The following is a 12671-nucleotide window of genomic DNA, read 5'->3' on the forward strand; positions in this document are numbered from 1 at the left end:
CAAATGGAAGCGCCACCGCTGACGCAGCAAGACGGATCGGCAGTCCTGAGCGACCTGGCCAAGGCAGTCGGGCGCTTTGCAGAAAATGACGGCGACTGCATCACCGCCATTCCGGAACTCACGCTGCACCGGCGCAGCGCCACGACCGAACCCGTGCATTGCATCTATGGCTTCGGCGTGGGAATCACCGTCAGCGGAAAGAAGCGGGTTGCGCTCGGCGAAGAGGTTTTCGACTATTCCGCGGGCCAGTCGCTGCTGACCACGCTCGATCTCCCGGTGGTCACCCATGTCACGCAGGCCAGCAGCGCGAAGCCCTTTCTGGGCCTGATGCTCAGGCTCGACTCGCGCGCCATCGTGCAGGCGGCGGCCGAGATGGCGCTGCCCCAGCCGTCAAGGGACTGCAGCTATCGAGCCATGTCGCTCGGCGATCTCGACCCGACGCTGCTGGGCACGGTGACGCGGCTCGTCGAACTGCTCGCCGAGCCCAGGCTGATTCCCCAGATCGCTCCGCTGCTCCAGCAGGAAATCGTCGTTCGCCTGCTCGCCGGACGCCATGGCCCGCAGTTGCAGCGCCTGGTGGCCGTCGGCTCTCCAGGCCAGCAGGTGGCGCAGAGCATGGCCTGGCTCAAGATGAATTTCACGCGGCCCGTGCTCGCGGACGACCTGGCCGCCTCGGTGCACATGAGTCCGTCGACGTTCCGGCAGCACTTCCGTGCCGTGGCGGGCATGAGCCCCATGCAGTACCTGAAGCAGCTGCGCCTGCAGGAGGCCCGGCAACTGATGCTCAACCAGGGCATCGATGCCGGCACCGCGGGAATACGCGTGGGCTACGAGAGCGCTTCGCAGTTCAGCCGGGAATACGCCCGCCTGTTCGGTGCGCCGCCGCTGCGCGACATCAGGCGGATGCGGGAAGCCGCCTGAGAGCAACGGGGTGAGGAAGACCCGGACACCGGGGCCTATGCAGCGCCCCATCCACCGCCGATGGCCTTGTACAGGTTGACCATGTTCACCGCGGCCTTGAGCTGCAGCTCGATCAGCTGCTGCTGCTCGGCATAGAGCTCGCGCTGCGCGTCCTGGCTGGAGAAGTAGTCTTCCATGCCGCTGCGAAAGCGCGTACGCGAAATGCTCGCCACCTTCTCCAGCGCCTGCACGCGTGCCTGCTGCGCCTCGAGCTGCGGCGTCAGGTGGTCGTCGGCGATCAGCGCGTTGGCGGTTTCGCGAAGAGCCACTTGCGCCGCGGACTCGTATGAAGCCATCGCCGCGGCCAGCCGCTCTTCGCTGGCCGTGACGTTGGCGGACCGGCGGCCCCAGTCGAACAGGGGCAGCGACACGCCCAGCACGCCCGCCCAGCTGCTGTTGCTGCCGCTGAGCAGTGTCGACAGTTCCCTGCTCACGCCGCCGGTGAGCGCGGTCAGCGAGATGGTCGGCAGCATGGCCGCCTTGGCCGCGCCGACTCCCGAGTTGGCGGCCTCGACGCGCGCATAGGCCGCCAGCAGGTCGGGCCGGCGCTGCAGCAGGCTCGACGGCATGCCGGGCGCGACCTGTGCGGTGGAGCGCTGCGGCCAGGGCCGTGCGGCGCCCGTGTCCGGCGGCACGGATTCGCCCACCAGCACGTTCAGCCCCTGCAGGTCCTGCGCGACGCGCATGCGGTATTCCTCCTGCCGCACGCGGGCGTTCTGCAGCAGCGACTGCGCGCGGTACACATCCAGCTGCGCGGCGCCGCCGACCGCCTTGGCGCGGCCGATCATGTCGGCATTGGCGGCCAGCCCGGCCGCGTTGGAATCGGCCATGCTCAGCAGGGCGCGGTCCGCGCGCAGCGTGAGATAGGCATTCGACACCTCGCCCACCAGGTTCATGCGCGCCGCCGCGTAGTCCCTGTCGCCGGCATCGGCCAGCGAGCCACCCTGCTGCGCGCCGCTCTGCTGGCGGCCGAAGAAATCGAGCTCGTACGAGGTCACGCCGGCCTGGACGTCGAAGCTGTTGGAAACGCTTCCGTCCGACGGCAGGTTGCCCACCGGGCTGAGCGAGCCCTGCGGCGTGGTCTGCGCGCGCTGGGCGTGGGCCGACAGCCCCAGCGGCGGGAACAGCGATGCGCGGCTCGCGGCATACACGGCCCGCGCCTCGCGCGCCTTCGCCGCGTAGACGCGCAGGTCGCGGTTGCGGGACAGCGCGGTGGAAATCAGGCCGCGCAGTTCGTCGTCCTGCACGAAGCCGCGCCAGTCCACCGGCTCCGCGGCCGGCCTGGCCGCACCGGCCGGCCATTGCGACGGCATCGTCAGATCGGGCTGCTTCATCGGCGGCGTGAGATTGCACCCGCTCACCACCAGCAGGACGCACGCAGCCAGCACCAGCAATATCAGCCGCAGACTGAGGCGCACGAAGCCTGCGTCGGGCGAGCGGAAGCCCGCGCTCGCGAACAGGGCCGAAGCAGCCCGCCACGGCCGTACCTGGACGGCGACATGGCTAGGCACCACGTTGAACACATGGCTCACCAGATGCTCGCGCTGCGCCTCGGTGCCCGCGAACCGCAGCTCGGCGCCGGCGGAGCTGCGCCCCGCGAGAAGGGCCGGGAGCCAGCCCACGGGATCGACGTAGACCTCCAGCGGCTGGCCGACGCGCAGGCGCTTGAAGAGGCTGCCGCCCTCGAGCAGCGCACCATCGGCCGCGATGTTGACGAAGCGCGAGTCGCCCTCTCCCGCTGCGGTCCGGACCCGGGTGCGGGCGCGCCACGGGAAGCGCTCCTCCTGCTCCGGCCGCGGCAGGTCGACGCAGGCCATGAGCGCCCCCAGGCACAGCACCAGCGCGATGCCGGTCCACACGAGGTTGAGTTCGTCGCCGGGCGTCAGCGCCGCGCCGCCCAGGGCCGCCGATGCTCCGCCGCCCTGCAGCGCCACGAACAGGCCGCCGAAGACGGCGACCAACTTCCAGTGCACGACCGTCCTGGAGCGGTCGAGCCCCTTCGCCGTCACCTTGAACGGGTGGCCGAAGGGCCGCAGCATCGCGCTGACCAGCGTGCCGGTGACGGCCATCGCGGCCACCAGCTGGCTGACCTCGCTGAACACGGGCAGGCAGCGGCGCTGGCTGATCCAGTAGCTGTAGGCCCAGAACATCATGAGCGGCGGCAGGCCGTAGGCGGCAAAGGCCTGCGGCGTGGCGTGGAAGGCCGAGACGCCGGCATACCAGTACAGCACCGGCGCCAGCATGATCAGCGCCATGAAGGGCTTGCCCAGCCAATGCAGCAGCCCGTGCAGGAAGTGCAGCCGCGCCGAGAGGCTGTAGCCCGCGCCGCGCAGCGGCCCGTTGGGCAGCAGCGCGAGCTGCACCGTGCCCAGGCACCAGCGGCTGCGCTGGTTGATGTAGTCGACGATGCTCTCGGCCGACAGCCCGTTCGACAGCCGCTCGCCCAGCCAGCGCGTGACGTGGCCGCGCCGCAGCAGCAGATAGGTGGTGTGGATGTCCTCGCACACGCTGCCGACCGGGAAGCCGCCCGCGGCGGTGATCAGGTCTCGCCGCACGATGAACGAGGTGCCCACGCAGAAGGCGGAATCGGCCGCGTCCTTCGCCGGCTGCAGCACGTCGAAGAACACGCGCTGCTCGTCGACCCAGCTGTCGGTGGCGCGCAGGTTGTGCTGGATGGGGTCGGCGTTGTAATAGAACTGCGGCGTCTGCACCAGGCCGACGCGACGGTCCTCGAACAGCCCGAGCATGCGATAGACGATCTCGCGCTGCGGCGCGAAGTCCGCATCGAGCACGAGGATGAAGGGCGCGTTCGTCACGTCGGCCGACAGGCGCAGCCCGTTGTTGAGGTTGCCGGCCTTGGCGTGGCTGTTGTCGGGCCGCCGCGCGTAGTGCACGCCCCTGCGTTCGCAGTAGTCGCGCAGCCAGTCGCGCCGGGTGTCGTCGAGCACCCAGACCTTCAGTTGCGGATAGTCGATGGCCTGGGCGGCGATGATGGTCTTCTCCAGCACCGCCAGCTCTTCGTTGTACGTACAGATGAACACGTCCACCGCCGGCACCTGCTCGCCGCGGGCACGCAGCGCGGCTTCGCCCCGGTCGGCCTGCGGCCGGTTGTCGCGGCGCCTCACCAGCATGTGGATGGACATCAGCGTGTAGACGATGGCTGTCAGCTCGAAGCAGAGGAACACCCAGGCAAAGAGCGTTCCGAAGCCGAGGTCCGACGGCGGCATGGTGGCGACCACGCGCCAGACCGCATAGCGCAGCAGGAGCAGCGCGGTCAGCGCGCCGAACAGCATGCGATGCGAGATGCGTTCGACGCTGGCCCGGCTCATCAGGAGCAGCGCGATCCCCGCGATCAGTGCGTTGAGCTGGAATTCCGGTGTGGCGATCAGGCTGGACATGATGGAGTGGCTTCCGATGCGGCGGTCTTGCCGGTGAAGGGGTTGAAACCCGTGGCGGCCAGGGCAATCCAGGCAGTCGCGCCAAGGTGCGGCCAGTGGTAGTAATAGAAGTCCGCGCCGGCCGAGTCGGGGCCGATGGCCAGGCCGGTGGAAATGCGGGAGGCCGGCGTCGCGTAGTACAGCCCGTTGCCGGCGCGCTGCGATGCGAGCAGCTGCCACAGGGCCTCGGGCGCCGAACCCTTGCGCGCCACCAGCGTGGCGGCGGCTTGTGCGCTGCCCTCGGTCCAGATGCCGTCGGGGTTGCGCGAGAAGCCGTAGCCGGCTTCGAAGCGATGGTGCTTCTCCACCCATTCGAGCCCCCTGGTCCAGGCACACGAACCCTCGGGCGCGGCCAGCAGCGGCCACAGTTGCGCATCCAGGCCGGAGCTCTCGGTGGAGAGGGTCGCGCCGTCTTCCTTGGTGCCGATGTAGAAGCGCTGCTCCTGGGGGCTCCACATGCGGCTCACGAAATCGAGCGCGGTGCGTGCCTGCCGATGCTCCGGCGCGTCCCGCTGGCCGCCGGCGCGCGCCGCCCAGGCGGCCGCCATTGCGATGTCGATGTTGTGCTCGGTGGATTTCCAGGTCTGCGCGCGCTGTGCGTTGTCCCAACCGTAGCGGCCGCCGTTGTAGCCGTCCTGGCCGTTCCTTGCGCGCGTGTTCTGCTCGGTCCAGGCCAGCAGCTTGCGCGCGGTCTCCAGATAGGCCGAGGCCGAGGTCGACGAGGGCTCGGCCTGGAACAGGTTCAGCATGAGCAGCGCGGCCCAGGCCACGTTGCCGGTGGCGGTGCTGACCTGGTAGGCGTCGGCAATCCATTGCTTTCGCTGCGCGTCCCAGCGACCGGGCAGCGCGGGCTTTTCCTCGGCCACCGGTCCGGCGCGGTAGGCGTTGCGCACGCGCCCGTCGGAAAAGCCCTGGTCATGCGCGACGGCGCGCACCACGGCATCGCCGATGCGCCTTGCTGCGGCACGCTCGCCGCAGGCCAGCAGCGCGATGCCGGCCACGGCGTTGTCGTAGGTGAAGCCGGCGCCCGCCAGCGCGGGCTCGAACGGCGGCTCGCCGCGTCCGGCATCCGCCGGCCTGTAGCTCGCGAGGAACAGCGGCCCGGAAGTGACGCCCGCCTGGTCGTGCGAGACCGCGCGACGCAGCCCCTCGCAGCTCTCGCGCGCGAGCGCCTGCTGCGTGGCGCCGGCCTGCGGCGCCGCGGTTGCAGCCGCGGCGCAGGCCAGCGCCGCAGATACGGCAGCGCATCGCACCCGCGCGCGGGAGAAGACAGAGATCGCAGAGATCGGCATTGCGTGCTCTCTGGGGAATGGAGATGAGCGAAGCGCCCGCACTCAGGTCCTGAGGCTGGCCGAGACCACCTTGCCCGGCACGCAGAGAGTCTGCTGACGGGCCGGGGACTGCTGAGACTGGCCGTCCTCGATGCGTGCCACGGCGTAGATGGAGCCCTGCTCGGCATAGGGGAAGGGCACGCTGTACGTGCTCTGCAGCGCGTCGGAGGCCACGGGCAGCAGCTGCTCGACGCGCGCGGGCATCGCGGCCGTGTTCTCGCCGATCTTCACGTCGAGCACCGAGCCGATGCTCAGGCGCTTGGCCAGCCGCGCGGGAAACACCGCGACGACGCCGATCCGGCTGCAATCGGTGACGCGCACCAGCGAAGCGCCCGCCGTGACATACGCGCCCTCGGGCATCAGCACGGTATGCACCAGCCCCGGCTGCGTCGCCGTGACCTGGTACGCGGCGAGCTTCTCGACGCGGTGGCGCTCGTCTTCCTCGAGTTGCGTGATCTGCTTGAGCTGCTTCACGATGGCGGAGCCGTCCTGCTGGGCCCGGTCGATGCTGTTGCGAAGCGCTTCGCGCCGGCTCGTGAGCGTCTGGAACAGGTTGTTGCCCCCGGTGCCCACGAAGGCGCCCTGCCCCGCGCTCACCACGGTCTGCGCCTGTCCGGCGAAGGCCTGCTCGGCCACCGCCGCGTTGGCGCGGGCAGTGCTCAGCTGGGCCTCGGCCGCGTTCATCACCTGCTCGCTGATGGCACCTTCCTTCAGCAGCGCCTCGCTGGTGCGAACCTTGTTCTCTTGTTCGGCCACGACGCTGTGCGCGACGTCGCGCTGGCGCTGGGCGATTTCCCACGAGTCCCAGGTCTGGGCCAGCGAGGCCTGCCGGTGAACCTGCGCCTGCTGGCCCACGGACCTCATCTCCTGGCTGTCGGCCTTGAACTGGTTGCCCAGCTGCGACAGCTGGCTCTGCAACGCCAGGCGCTGCGTCGTGAGCGTGGTGAGGATCTCCTGGCTCACCGTCGGATTGCGCACCGTCGCCACCAGCGAGCCCGGCGCCACCGTGTCGCGCGAGTGCACCGCCATCTGCGTCACCACGCCGCTGATCGGCGAGGTGATGAGCCCCACCGGAGCCTGCAGCACGGCCCGCGTCGCCTGGGCCGACAGCAGCGGCGCGACGAGGGTCGAGATCATGAGCCACAGCACGAACGCCAGCAGCGCATAGCCCGCGAGCTTCGGGACGAAGGCGCCCCGCTGCCGGCTTCGGCCGCGCGTGGCCCGAACGCGGCAACCCGGATCGGACGAAGATGAAATTGGTCTGGACAGTCGCATAGCCACCCCTTGAAAACGTCGATGGCGCGCCGGTGCGGTGCGCCCTCAGGTGTTGAAAGAAAGAGACCCGATCCCAGTCCTCCACCGGTCCACGGATTTGCAGCGCGCCTTGTTTTTCATGCTGCAACGCAATAAAGGTACGTCCTAAGCTGAGTCCTTTCTGCTTCGGTGAGAAACAAGATGTGCAAACTTCCCATCTAATTTGTGAGCGCAAACCGGCATGAAGTCCTACATCGGTTCCGAGGCGGGAGGGATTGACAGCACGGGGGTGCGCAGGCAAGCCGAGGCATCGCGCGATCCCCGTTTGTCAGGGAGTTCGCGGGCCCGGTCTTTCAGGAGTGCGATGGATGTCGTTCTTCGGCGCGCGACGCCGAAGGCCGCTCGAGCGGCTGCGCGGTCAACACGCGGTAACGATATAGCCGCGAACGGTCATGGCCACAACAACACAGCGGCCGGCATGCGCCGGCCATTCACCGAAGTGGTGCCGCGCGCGCGATCGCAGCCGCTGCGGCAGTGCATCGGCTGAATGCTGGCGGGGTTGTCATGAAAGGAAGAAAGAAGCGCTGCCGTCCATCGGCAGGCACTTCGCCGGGCGAGCGTGCCCGGGAAGGAATTGCGCGGTGTTGCGCAAGGGTCGCCACGGTCCGGCAACGCCTCGGCGCCTTCGCACCGATCGACGTTGCCTGCGTGCCCGCGTCGCTCAGTCGCGATCTTCGTAGTAGCGGCGGTGCTGCTCGCGCTCCCATTGCCGGCGGCGCCATTCACGGCGCTCCGCGCGACGCTCTTCCCAGCGCTGGGCACGGCGCTCCTCCCAGCTGGGCTCGTAGTAGACAGGCGCCGGAGTGGAATACACAGGGGCGGGCTGGTAATAGGTCGGAGCCGGCCGCGAGTAGACAGGAGCCGGTTCGTAGTAGACCGGTGCGGGCTCGGTCACGACCACGCCGGGCACGTTGATGCCGACGGACCAGCTTGTGCCGGCATTGGCGGATGCCGCGACGGACAAGGCACCGGCGGCAATGAAACCTGCGGCAACCAGCTTGAGCATGGATCGGGAAAAAGTCATTTCTTTCATCTCCTGGAGGACGGAAAACAGCCTCTGATGCACCACCAACGCCCGGGCCTGCGGAGCGGCGCACATCGCTACGGTGAAGAACGTTCCCAAATGTCACGCGCGACGGCGAGAGGCCGATGTCTATACTTGCGCCCGTCATGCCGCGAGACGGCGTGATCGGGTTTAGCAGCTCGAAGAAGCTCTTGGAAGCAAGCTCTTGGAGATCATTCATGGCTAAATCCGCTCGCGCGCCCTCGCGCCCTCTTCAACACGCCCCGGAATCGCTCGCACTGCAAGCAGGCGATGACATCGCGAGCATTCGCGAGGTGCACTGCGCATACGCGTGCCTCGAGAAGCTCATCGTCGCCCGGCATGTGAGCGACTGCGAAGAGGTCTATCCGACACGCTCCGAACTCGGCGCGCTGGTCCGACTCATCAACGAGGAACTGCATCGGCGCATCGAAGCAGCTGAAGGCACCATCGGCTCGCTGCGCGAGAGTTGCGCGGCCTGAAGGCCGCTGCGCCATTCAGTTCCCGGGCTCCCACGAACATGGGAGATCGCTCGCAAACCCTCGGTTGACAGATCGAGCACGGGCGCACACTGCGACTTCATTCAAGCGAGCGAGGAGACAACATGAAGAAGATCGCAGTGCTGATGGCCGCCCTGTGCCTGAGCCTGGGCGCGTTCGCGCACTCGGGCGGAACGGACAAGAACGGCTGCCATCGCGACCACAAGACCGGCGGCTATCACTGCCACTGACAAGCGGAGATGCAACGATGAGATCGATCATTGTCCTGGCCACCGCCCTGGCCGTTTGCATGCCTGCGTTCGCCAGAGGCGGTGGTGGCGGCCACGGTTCCGGAAGCCATGGCTCGCACTCGGCCAGCCACGGCTCGGGCGGCAGCCATTCGATCAGCGGCTACACCAGGAGCGACGGAACCCATGTAGCGCCGAGCCACGCGACCAATCCGAACGGCACGAAGGCGGACAACTGGTCCACCAGGGGCAACGTGAATCCGTATACCGGCAAGGCGGGGGCGAAGCCGGCTAGCTAGTTAGTTGAAGAACCGCGCGGTCATCGGGGGCCCGGAAACTGAAAAGCCCCTGATTCAATCAAGAATCAGGGGCTTGGAAGTGGTGGCTGGGGCTCAATCCCAACGCCGATCTCAAGCAAGCCGTCAAGAAGCGCGCCTCTGCCCGCAGGAAGTTGCAGTTGGTCAAGGCCGCCGCAAGGAACTTGAGCAGCCTGCTGCGCAAGCCCGAACGCATCAGGAGCTACTTCGAACACAAGCTAGTCCGCCATGCGGCCTGATTCAAGTTTATTCATGCCGGCTCAATAACACGAACAACGAGATCGCGGCGGAGGTGATTGGGCCGGAGCGGCGCCGACGCTGGTACAGCGAGAAGCGGATTGAGATCTCTCTTGGCTCTCTCAGCCCTTTCGAATATCAGGTGAGCCTTGAACTTGCCACATAAACCAGTCCAAGTTTTCATCCGCACCCTCAAATTAACACTCAGTTCGATCTCAGCTTCTTGCGCGGTCTGTCAAGCGCCTGAAAGAACTCAGAAGGCTGCATTTCCAGGGTTGCAATGATCTTGAGGATGTTGATGAGCGCGAGATTATGTTCGCCTCGCTCTATGCCGCCAATGTAGCTGCGGTCGATTTCACACGCGTCGCCGAATGCCTCTTGAGAATAGCCGAGTTCCTTTCTGCGCTGACGTACCGCTTCGCCAAAAAGTACGAGCTCCGGCACTTTTTTCCTGGTAGCTGAAACCCTGTTGACCATTTCGAGATGGTCAGTATTACGTGGATAAAGCACCACGGGATAAAATAACACGGGATATGATTACCATAGCGAGGTGAACTAAATGTCTTTGACATTGCTCCCGTCGCCGCTGCCGAGCGTGCGAGCAGTGCGGCTTCCCGCTTCTGCGTTACCTACGAGGCCGCAGCATCCAGCACCTGCGGCACGCAGCCTGTCACTGGCAAACAGGGGGGCGCAGGTGAGAGCGCTGCGTATGGCGGCAGGAATGTCTGCGGGGCAGCTGGCCTTGGCGGTGGGAATTTCTGCTTCGATGCTCTCGCGCATTGAGCGCGGGCTGGTCTCGCCTTCGGTGGAGACGCTGGAGCGACTCGCGCAAGGCCTGCACGTGCCGGTCTCGCGCTTCTTCAGCGATCAGGCGCGGCGCACGGATTTCTGCCATGTGCGGGCAGGACACGGTGTACTGGTCGACCGCATCGGCGCGGTGGCGGACTACCGCTACGAGCTGCTGGGCCACCTGCTGTCGGGCAACATCTTCGTCGAGCCGTATCTGGTCACGCTGCTTCCGGGCGCCGATCCCTACGTGACTTTCCAGCATCCTGGGTTGAAGTTCCTGTACTTCCTTTCCGGGGAGGTGCGCTACCGCTACAGCGCCAAGGTAGTGGAGGTGAGGGCAGGGGACGCGCTGCTGTTCGATGCGACTGCGCTGCACGGCATCGAGGCGATCGAGGTTCCTCCGGTTTCGTACCTGTCGGTGGTGTTCACGCTGCGGGAGTAGACGGCTCGCGGCGACGCCGTCGTGCCGCGAAGCGGATGCACGGTCGAGCGGATCGCTCGCGCATTTATTGCTTCATGCCGGATTGTCCCTTCCTAGGTGTTCGGCATGCCGAACACAGATGCACCACAAGCGCCTGCCAGTAATTGCGGCTTCCTCTGTTGAAAACGGTGAAGAGATCGTGGATGTGTCTCGTGCAGCGCTTCTGTGCGAGCGGGAGGTAGGTCAGCGTCAACTAGCCTCGAAGTGATGTTTGTGGCGCCACGCGGAGACTCCGGGGGGCAGAGTCCTTGTGCGGCTATGAGGGCAGGATAGACTGCCGTCAGACATTGTTAACAGCCATGGCGTTGCGATGACCAAGACCTCTCGATCGAGCGTGATTGGGGCCCGGGTGTCGGCCGAAACGCGGACACGGTTTGCTGCGCTCGCGGCACATCATCAACTGACTGAGGCCGGCTTGCTCGCCAAGCTCGTCGACGAGGTTCTGCGCACCAATGTGCCCTCGACCACGGTGTCGTCCTCCACACATACCCCGAGCGCTCCGGACATCGGCCGTCTTTCCGAAGATCGCATCACCCTGCGGCTTCTTGCGGGCGACCGCGTCCTGATTGCTGAGCGGGCCGAAGCCCGGGGCATGAAGCCTGGCAGCTATCTCGCCATGCTGATTCACAACCATGTGCACGGACCCATGGTGCTGCCACTGAAAGAACTCGCTCAGATCAAGGCGACCTGCGCTCAGCTGGCCGCGTTCGGACGGCAGTTCCGTATGTTCGGCTTGCCGAACACCGTCACGCAGCCGCAGGCCTGCGAGATCATTGATGCACTCGCGCTGGCCCGACGGGAGGTAGCACAGGCGCGCGTGGCCGCCACCGCTATCGTGCAGCGCAACCTGATCAGCTGGGGGACCCACAGCCGCGAGGTGCTCCGTGCCTAAGCAGACGCTGCGGCTGGCACGCGGCGGCCATCAATCGACCAATGGCGTACGCGACATGGCGCTGGACATCGTGAGCTACGGCCGACGCGGACCCAGTGGTACGCTGCGCTTCGGGACTGGCGAGATCGCGCAGATCCGGCGTACGGTGGGACGCACGCCCGAGGTGTTGGTGAAGGTCTCCGGCGGCGGGCGTGACACCGGTGGTGTCGAAGCGCACCTGCGCTACATCAGCCGGCATGGGAAACTGCCCCTCGAGACCGATGAAGGGCCCGCCATGCGGGGCCATGGTGCCCCCAAAGAGATCGTCACCGACTGGCAGTTGGACCTGTGCAGGAGCCAGTACAGGCCCAAGCCGGCTCCAGGCCAGAAGGACATCCGCCCGAAGCTCGCCCACAATATCGTGCTGTCGATGCCGCCGGGCACGCCGCCGGGAAAGGTGCTTGCGGCGGCGCGCGTGTTCGCGCGGGAGAACTTTGCGCTCCAGTACCGGTACGCCACGGTGCTGCACACCGACCAGCCACACCCGCATGTGCATCTCGTGGTCAAGTGCGAGCACGAGTTCGAGCCCGGCAAGCGTCTCTACATCCGCAAGGAGATGCTGCGCCAATGGCGTGAGCAGTTCGCCGCGCTGATGCGGGAGCAGGGCGTGGCGGCCAACGCGACGCCGCGGCAGGTGCGCGGGCAGATCCGCAAGCCGCTGATGGACACCATCCATCATCGCCTGCGTGCGCTTCGCGCGTTCGGGCGACTGGCGCCGGCCGAGCGGGCAGGTCGGCGGTCACCGAAGACTTCGAGTTTCATGCGGGCCAAGCTAGGGGCCGTGCTGCGGGCTTTACAGACAAAGCGAGACACCCTCGATGCCGGCAGAGATGAGATGCGGCGCACGCGGCAGGAGGTGGTGGCAGACTGGCAGGCGGCCGCTGATACGCTGAGAAGGCAGGGTCAGGTCGAGTTGGCCGAACGCGTGGAGCGCTTCATCGAGCGCATGCCGGCTGTGCAGACCGACGGGCGGCGCATGGCGGAGCGCTGGAAGGATGCGGAACGAAGTCGAACGCAGCAACGTACAGATGTCAAGTCACCTGGAGCGCACTTTCGGTGAGCGAGGAACTTACGCAGCGGCCGACGAAGCTTGACGTCGGGAAAT

Annotated in this window: 12 protein-coding genes and 1 pseudogene; 8 read left to right on the top strand and 5 right to left on the bottom strand. The window is 66.8% G+C overall.

Annotated features, from left to right (window positions below; genetic code table 11):
• Positions 1 to 3: 3 nt before the first annotated feature.
• Positions 4 to 921 carry an AraC family transcriptional regulator gene (locus tag EJP69_RS07890; RefSeq protein WP_126469314.1) on the top strand — a complete coding sequence of 306 codons (918 nt, stop codon included), beginning with the start codon at positions 4 to 6 and terminating at the stop codon, positions 919 to 921.
• Between the two features lie 35 nt (positions 922 to 956).
• Here EJP69_RS07890 and EJP69_RS07895 read toward each other — a convergent pair whose 3' ends face one another.
• The 4 genes from EJP69_RS07895 to EJP69_RS07910 form a co-directional block, all read right to left on the bottom strand.
• Positions 957 to 4358, bottom strand: a complete 3402-nt coding sequence (locus tag EJP69_RS07895; protein WP_126469315.1) for an efflux transporter outer membrane subunit — start codon at positions 4356 to 4358, stop codon at positions 957 to 959.
• Positions 4346 to 5689, bottom strand: coding sequence for a hypothetical protein (locus EJP69_RS07900; protein WP_126469316.1), 1344 nt, complete (start codon positions 5687 to 5689; stop codon positions 4346 to 4348). The genes EJP69_RS07895 and EJP69_RS07900 overlap by 13 nt, the downstream gene beginning before the upstream one ends.
• Before the next feature lie 42 nt (positions 5690 to 5731).
• Positions 5732 to 7003: an HlyD family secretion protein gene (locus EJP69_RS07905; protein ID WP_126469317.1), complete on the bottom strand. Its 1272-nt coding sequence runs from the start codon at positions 7001 to 7003 to the stop codon at positions 5732 to 5734.
• 700 nt (positions 7004 to 7703) lie between these two features.
• The gene (locus tag EJP69_RS07910) at positions 7704 to 8066 is read right to left on the bottom strand and encodes a hypothetical protein (RefSeq protein ID WP_093299913.1); all 363 of its coding nucleotides are present in this window, start codon (positions 8064 to 8066) and stop codon (positions 7704 to 7706) included.
• Between the two features lie 218 nt (positions 8067 to 8284).
• Here EJP69_RS07910 and EJP69_RS07915 point away from each other — a divergent pair, with 218 nt between their 5' ends.
• The 4 genes and pseudogenes from EJP69_RS07915 to EJP69_RS29790 all read left to right on the top strand — a co-directional run.
• The gene (locus tag EJP69_RS07915; RefSeq protein ID WP_240652082.1) at positions 8285 to 8566 is read left to right on the top strand and encodes a hypothetical protein; all 282 of its coding nucleotides are present in this window, start codon (positions 8285 to 8287) and stop codon (positions 8564 to 8566) included.
• 122 nt (positions 8567 to 8688) lie between these two features.
• Positions 8689 to 8814 carry a YHYH domain-containing protein gene (locus EJP69_RS07920; protein ID WP_126469318.1) on the top strand — a complete coding sequence of 42 codons (126 nt, stop codon included), beginning with the start codon at positions 8689 to 8691 and terminating at the stop codon, positions 8812 to 8814.
• Between the two features lie 17 nt (positions 8815 to 8831).
• Positions 8832 to 9110 (top strand): hypothetical protein, encoded by a 279-nt coding sequence (locus EJP69_RS07925; RefSeq protein WP_126469319.1) that lies wholly within the window; start codon positions 8832 to 8834, stop codon positions 9108 to 9110.
• A 92-nt stretch (positions 9111 to 9202) separates the two neighbouring features.
• Positions 9203 to 9367: pseudogene (locus EJP69_RS29790) on the top strand (IS630 family transposase); the annotation flags it as partial.
• Between the two features lie 202 nt (positions 9368 to 9569).
• Here EJP69_RS29790 and EJP69_RS07935 read toward each other — a convergent pair.
• Positions 9570 to 9893 carry a helix-turn-helix domain-containing protein gene (locus EJP69_RS07935; RefSeq protein ID WP_338067619.1) on the bottom strand — a complete coding sequence of 108 codons (324 nt, stop codon included), beginning with the start codon at positions 9891 to 9893 and terminating at the stop codon, positions 9570 to 9572.
• A 139-nt stretch (positions 9894 to 10032) separates the two neighbouring features.
• Here EJP69_RS07935 and EJP69_RS07940 point away from each other — a divergent pair, with 139 nt between their 5' ends.
• The 3 genes from EJP69_RS07940 to EJP69_RS07950 all read left to right on the top strand — a co-directional run bounded on the left by EJP69_RS07940 (position 10033) and on the right by EJP69_RS07950 (position 12626).
• Positions 10033 to 10596, top strand: a complete 564-nt coding sequence (locus tag EJP69_RS07940; RefSeq protein ID WP_256230254.1) for a helix-turn-helix domain-containing protein — start codon at positions 10033 to 10035, stop codon at positions 10594 to 10596.
• A gap of 349 nt (positions 10597 to 10945) precedes the next feature.
• On the top strand, positions 10946 to 11527 hold the full coding sequence (locus EJP69_RS29795) for a hypothetical protein (protein ID WP_240652084.1): 582 nt from the start codon (positions 10946 to 10948) through the stop codon (positions 11525 to 11527).
• Between the two features lie 55 nt (positions 11528 to 11582).
• The gene (locus tag EJP69_RS07950) at positions 11583 to 12626 is read left to right on the top strand and encodes a relaxase/mobilization nuclease domain-containing protein (protein ID WP_093207094.1); all 1044 of its coding nucleotides are present in this window, start codon (positions 11583 to 11585) and stop codon (positions 12624 to 12626) included.
• The last annotated feature ends 45 nt before the right edge of the window (positions 12627 to 12671 follow it).

Source organism: Variovorax gossypii (assembly GCF_003965815.1).
In the GTDB taxonomy this organism is placed as follows: domain Bacteria; phylum Pseudomonadota; class Gammaproteobacteria; order Burkholderiales; family Burkholderiaceae_C; genus Variovorax; species Variovorax gossypii.

What these genes read in the sequence shown, in the direction of transcription:
- EJP69_RS07890 (WP_126469314.1), top strand. Translation starts at nt 4, where the DNA reads ATGGAAGCGCCACCGCTGACGCAGCAAGACGGATCGGCAGTCCTGAGC.
- EJP69_RS07895 (WP_126469315.1), bottom strand. Translation starts at nt 4,358, where the DNA reads ATGTCCAGCCTGATCGCCACACCGGAATTCCAGCTCAACGCACTGATC.
- EJP69_RS07900 (WP_126469316.1), bottom strand. Translation starts at nt 5,689, where the DNA reads ATGCCGATCTCTGCGATCTCTGTCTTCTCCCGCGCGCGGGTGCGATGC.
- EJP69_RS07905 (WP_126469317.1), bottom strand. Translation starts at nt 7,003, where the DNA reads ATGCGACTGTCCAGACCAATTTCATCTTCGTCCGATCCGGGTTGCCGC.
- EJP69_RS07910 (WP_093299913.1), bottom strand. Translation starts at nt 8,066, where the DNA reads ATGACTTTTTCCCGATCCATGCTCAAGCTGGTTGCCGCAGGTTTCATT.
- EJP69_RS07915 (WP_240652082.1), top strand. Translation starts at nt 8,285, where the DNA reads ATGGCTAAATCCGCTCGCGCGCCCTCGCGCCCTCTTCAACACGCCCCG.
- EJP69_RS07920 (WP_126469318.1), top strand. Translation starts at nt 8,689, where the DNA reads ATGAAGAAGATCGCAGTGCTGATGGCCGCCCTGTGCCTGAGCCTGGGC.
- EJP69_RS07925 (WP_126469319.1), top strand. Translation starts at nt 8,832, where the DNA reads ATGAGATCGATCATTGTCCTGGCCACCGCCCTGGCCGTTTGCATGCCT.
- EJP69_RS29795 (WP_240652084.1), top strand. Translation starts at nt 10,946, where the DNA reads ATGACCAAGACCTCTCGATCGAGCGTGATTGGGGCCCGGGTGTCGGCC.
- EJP69_RS07950 (WP_093207094.1), top strand. Translation starts at nt 11,583, where the DNA reads ATGGCGCTGGACATCGTGAGCTACGGCCGACGCGGACCCAGTGGTACG.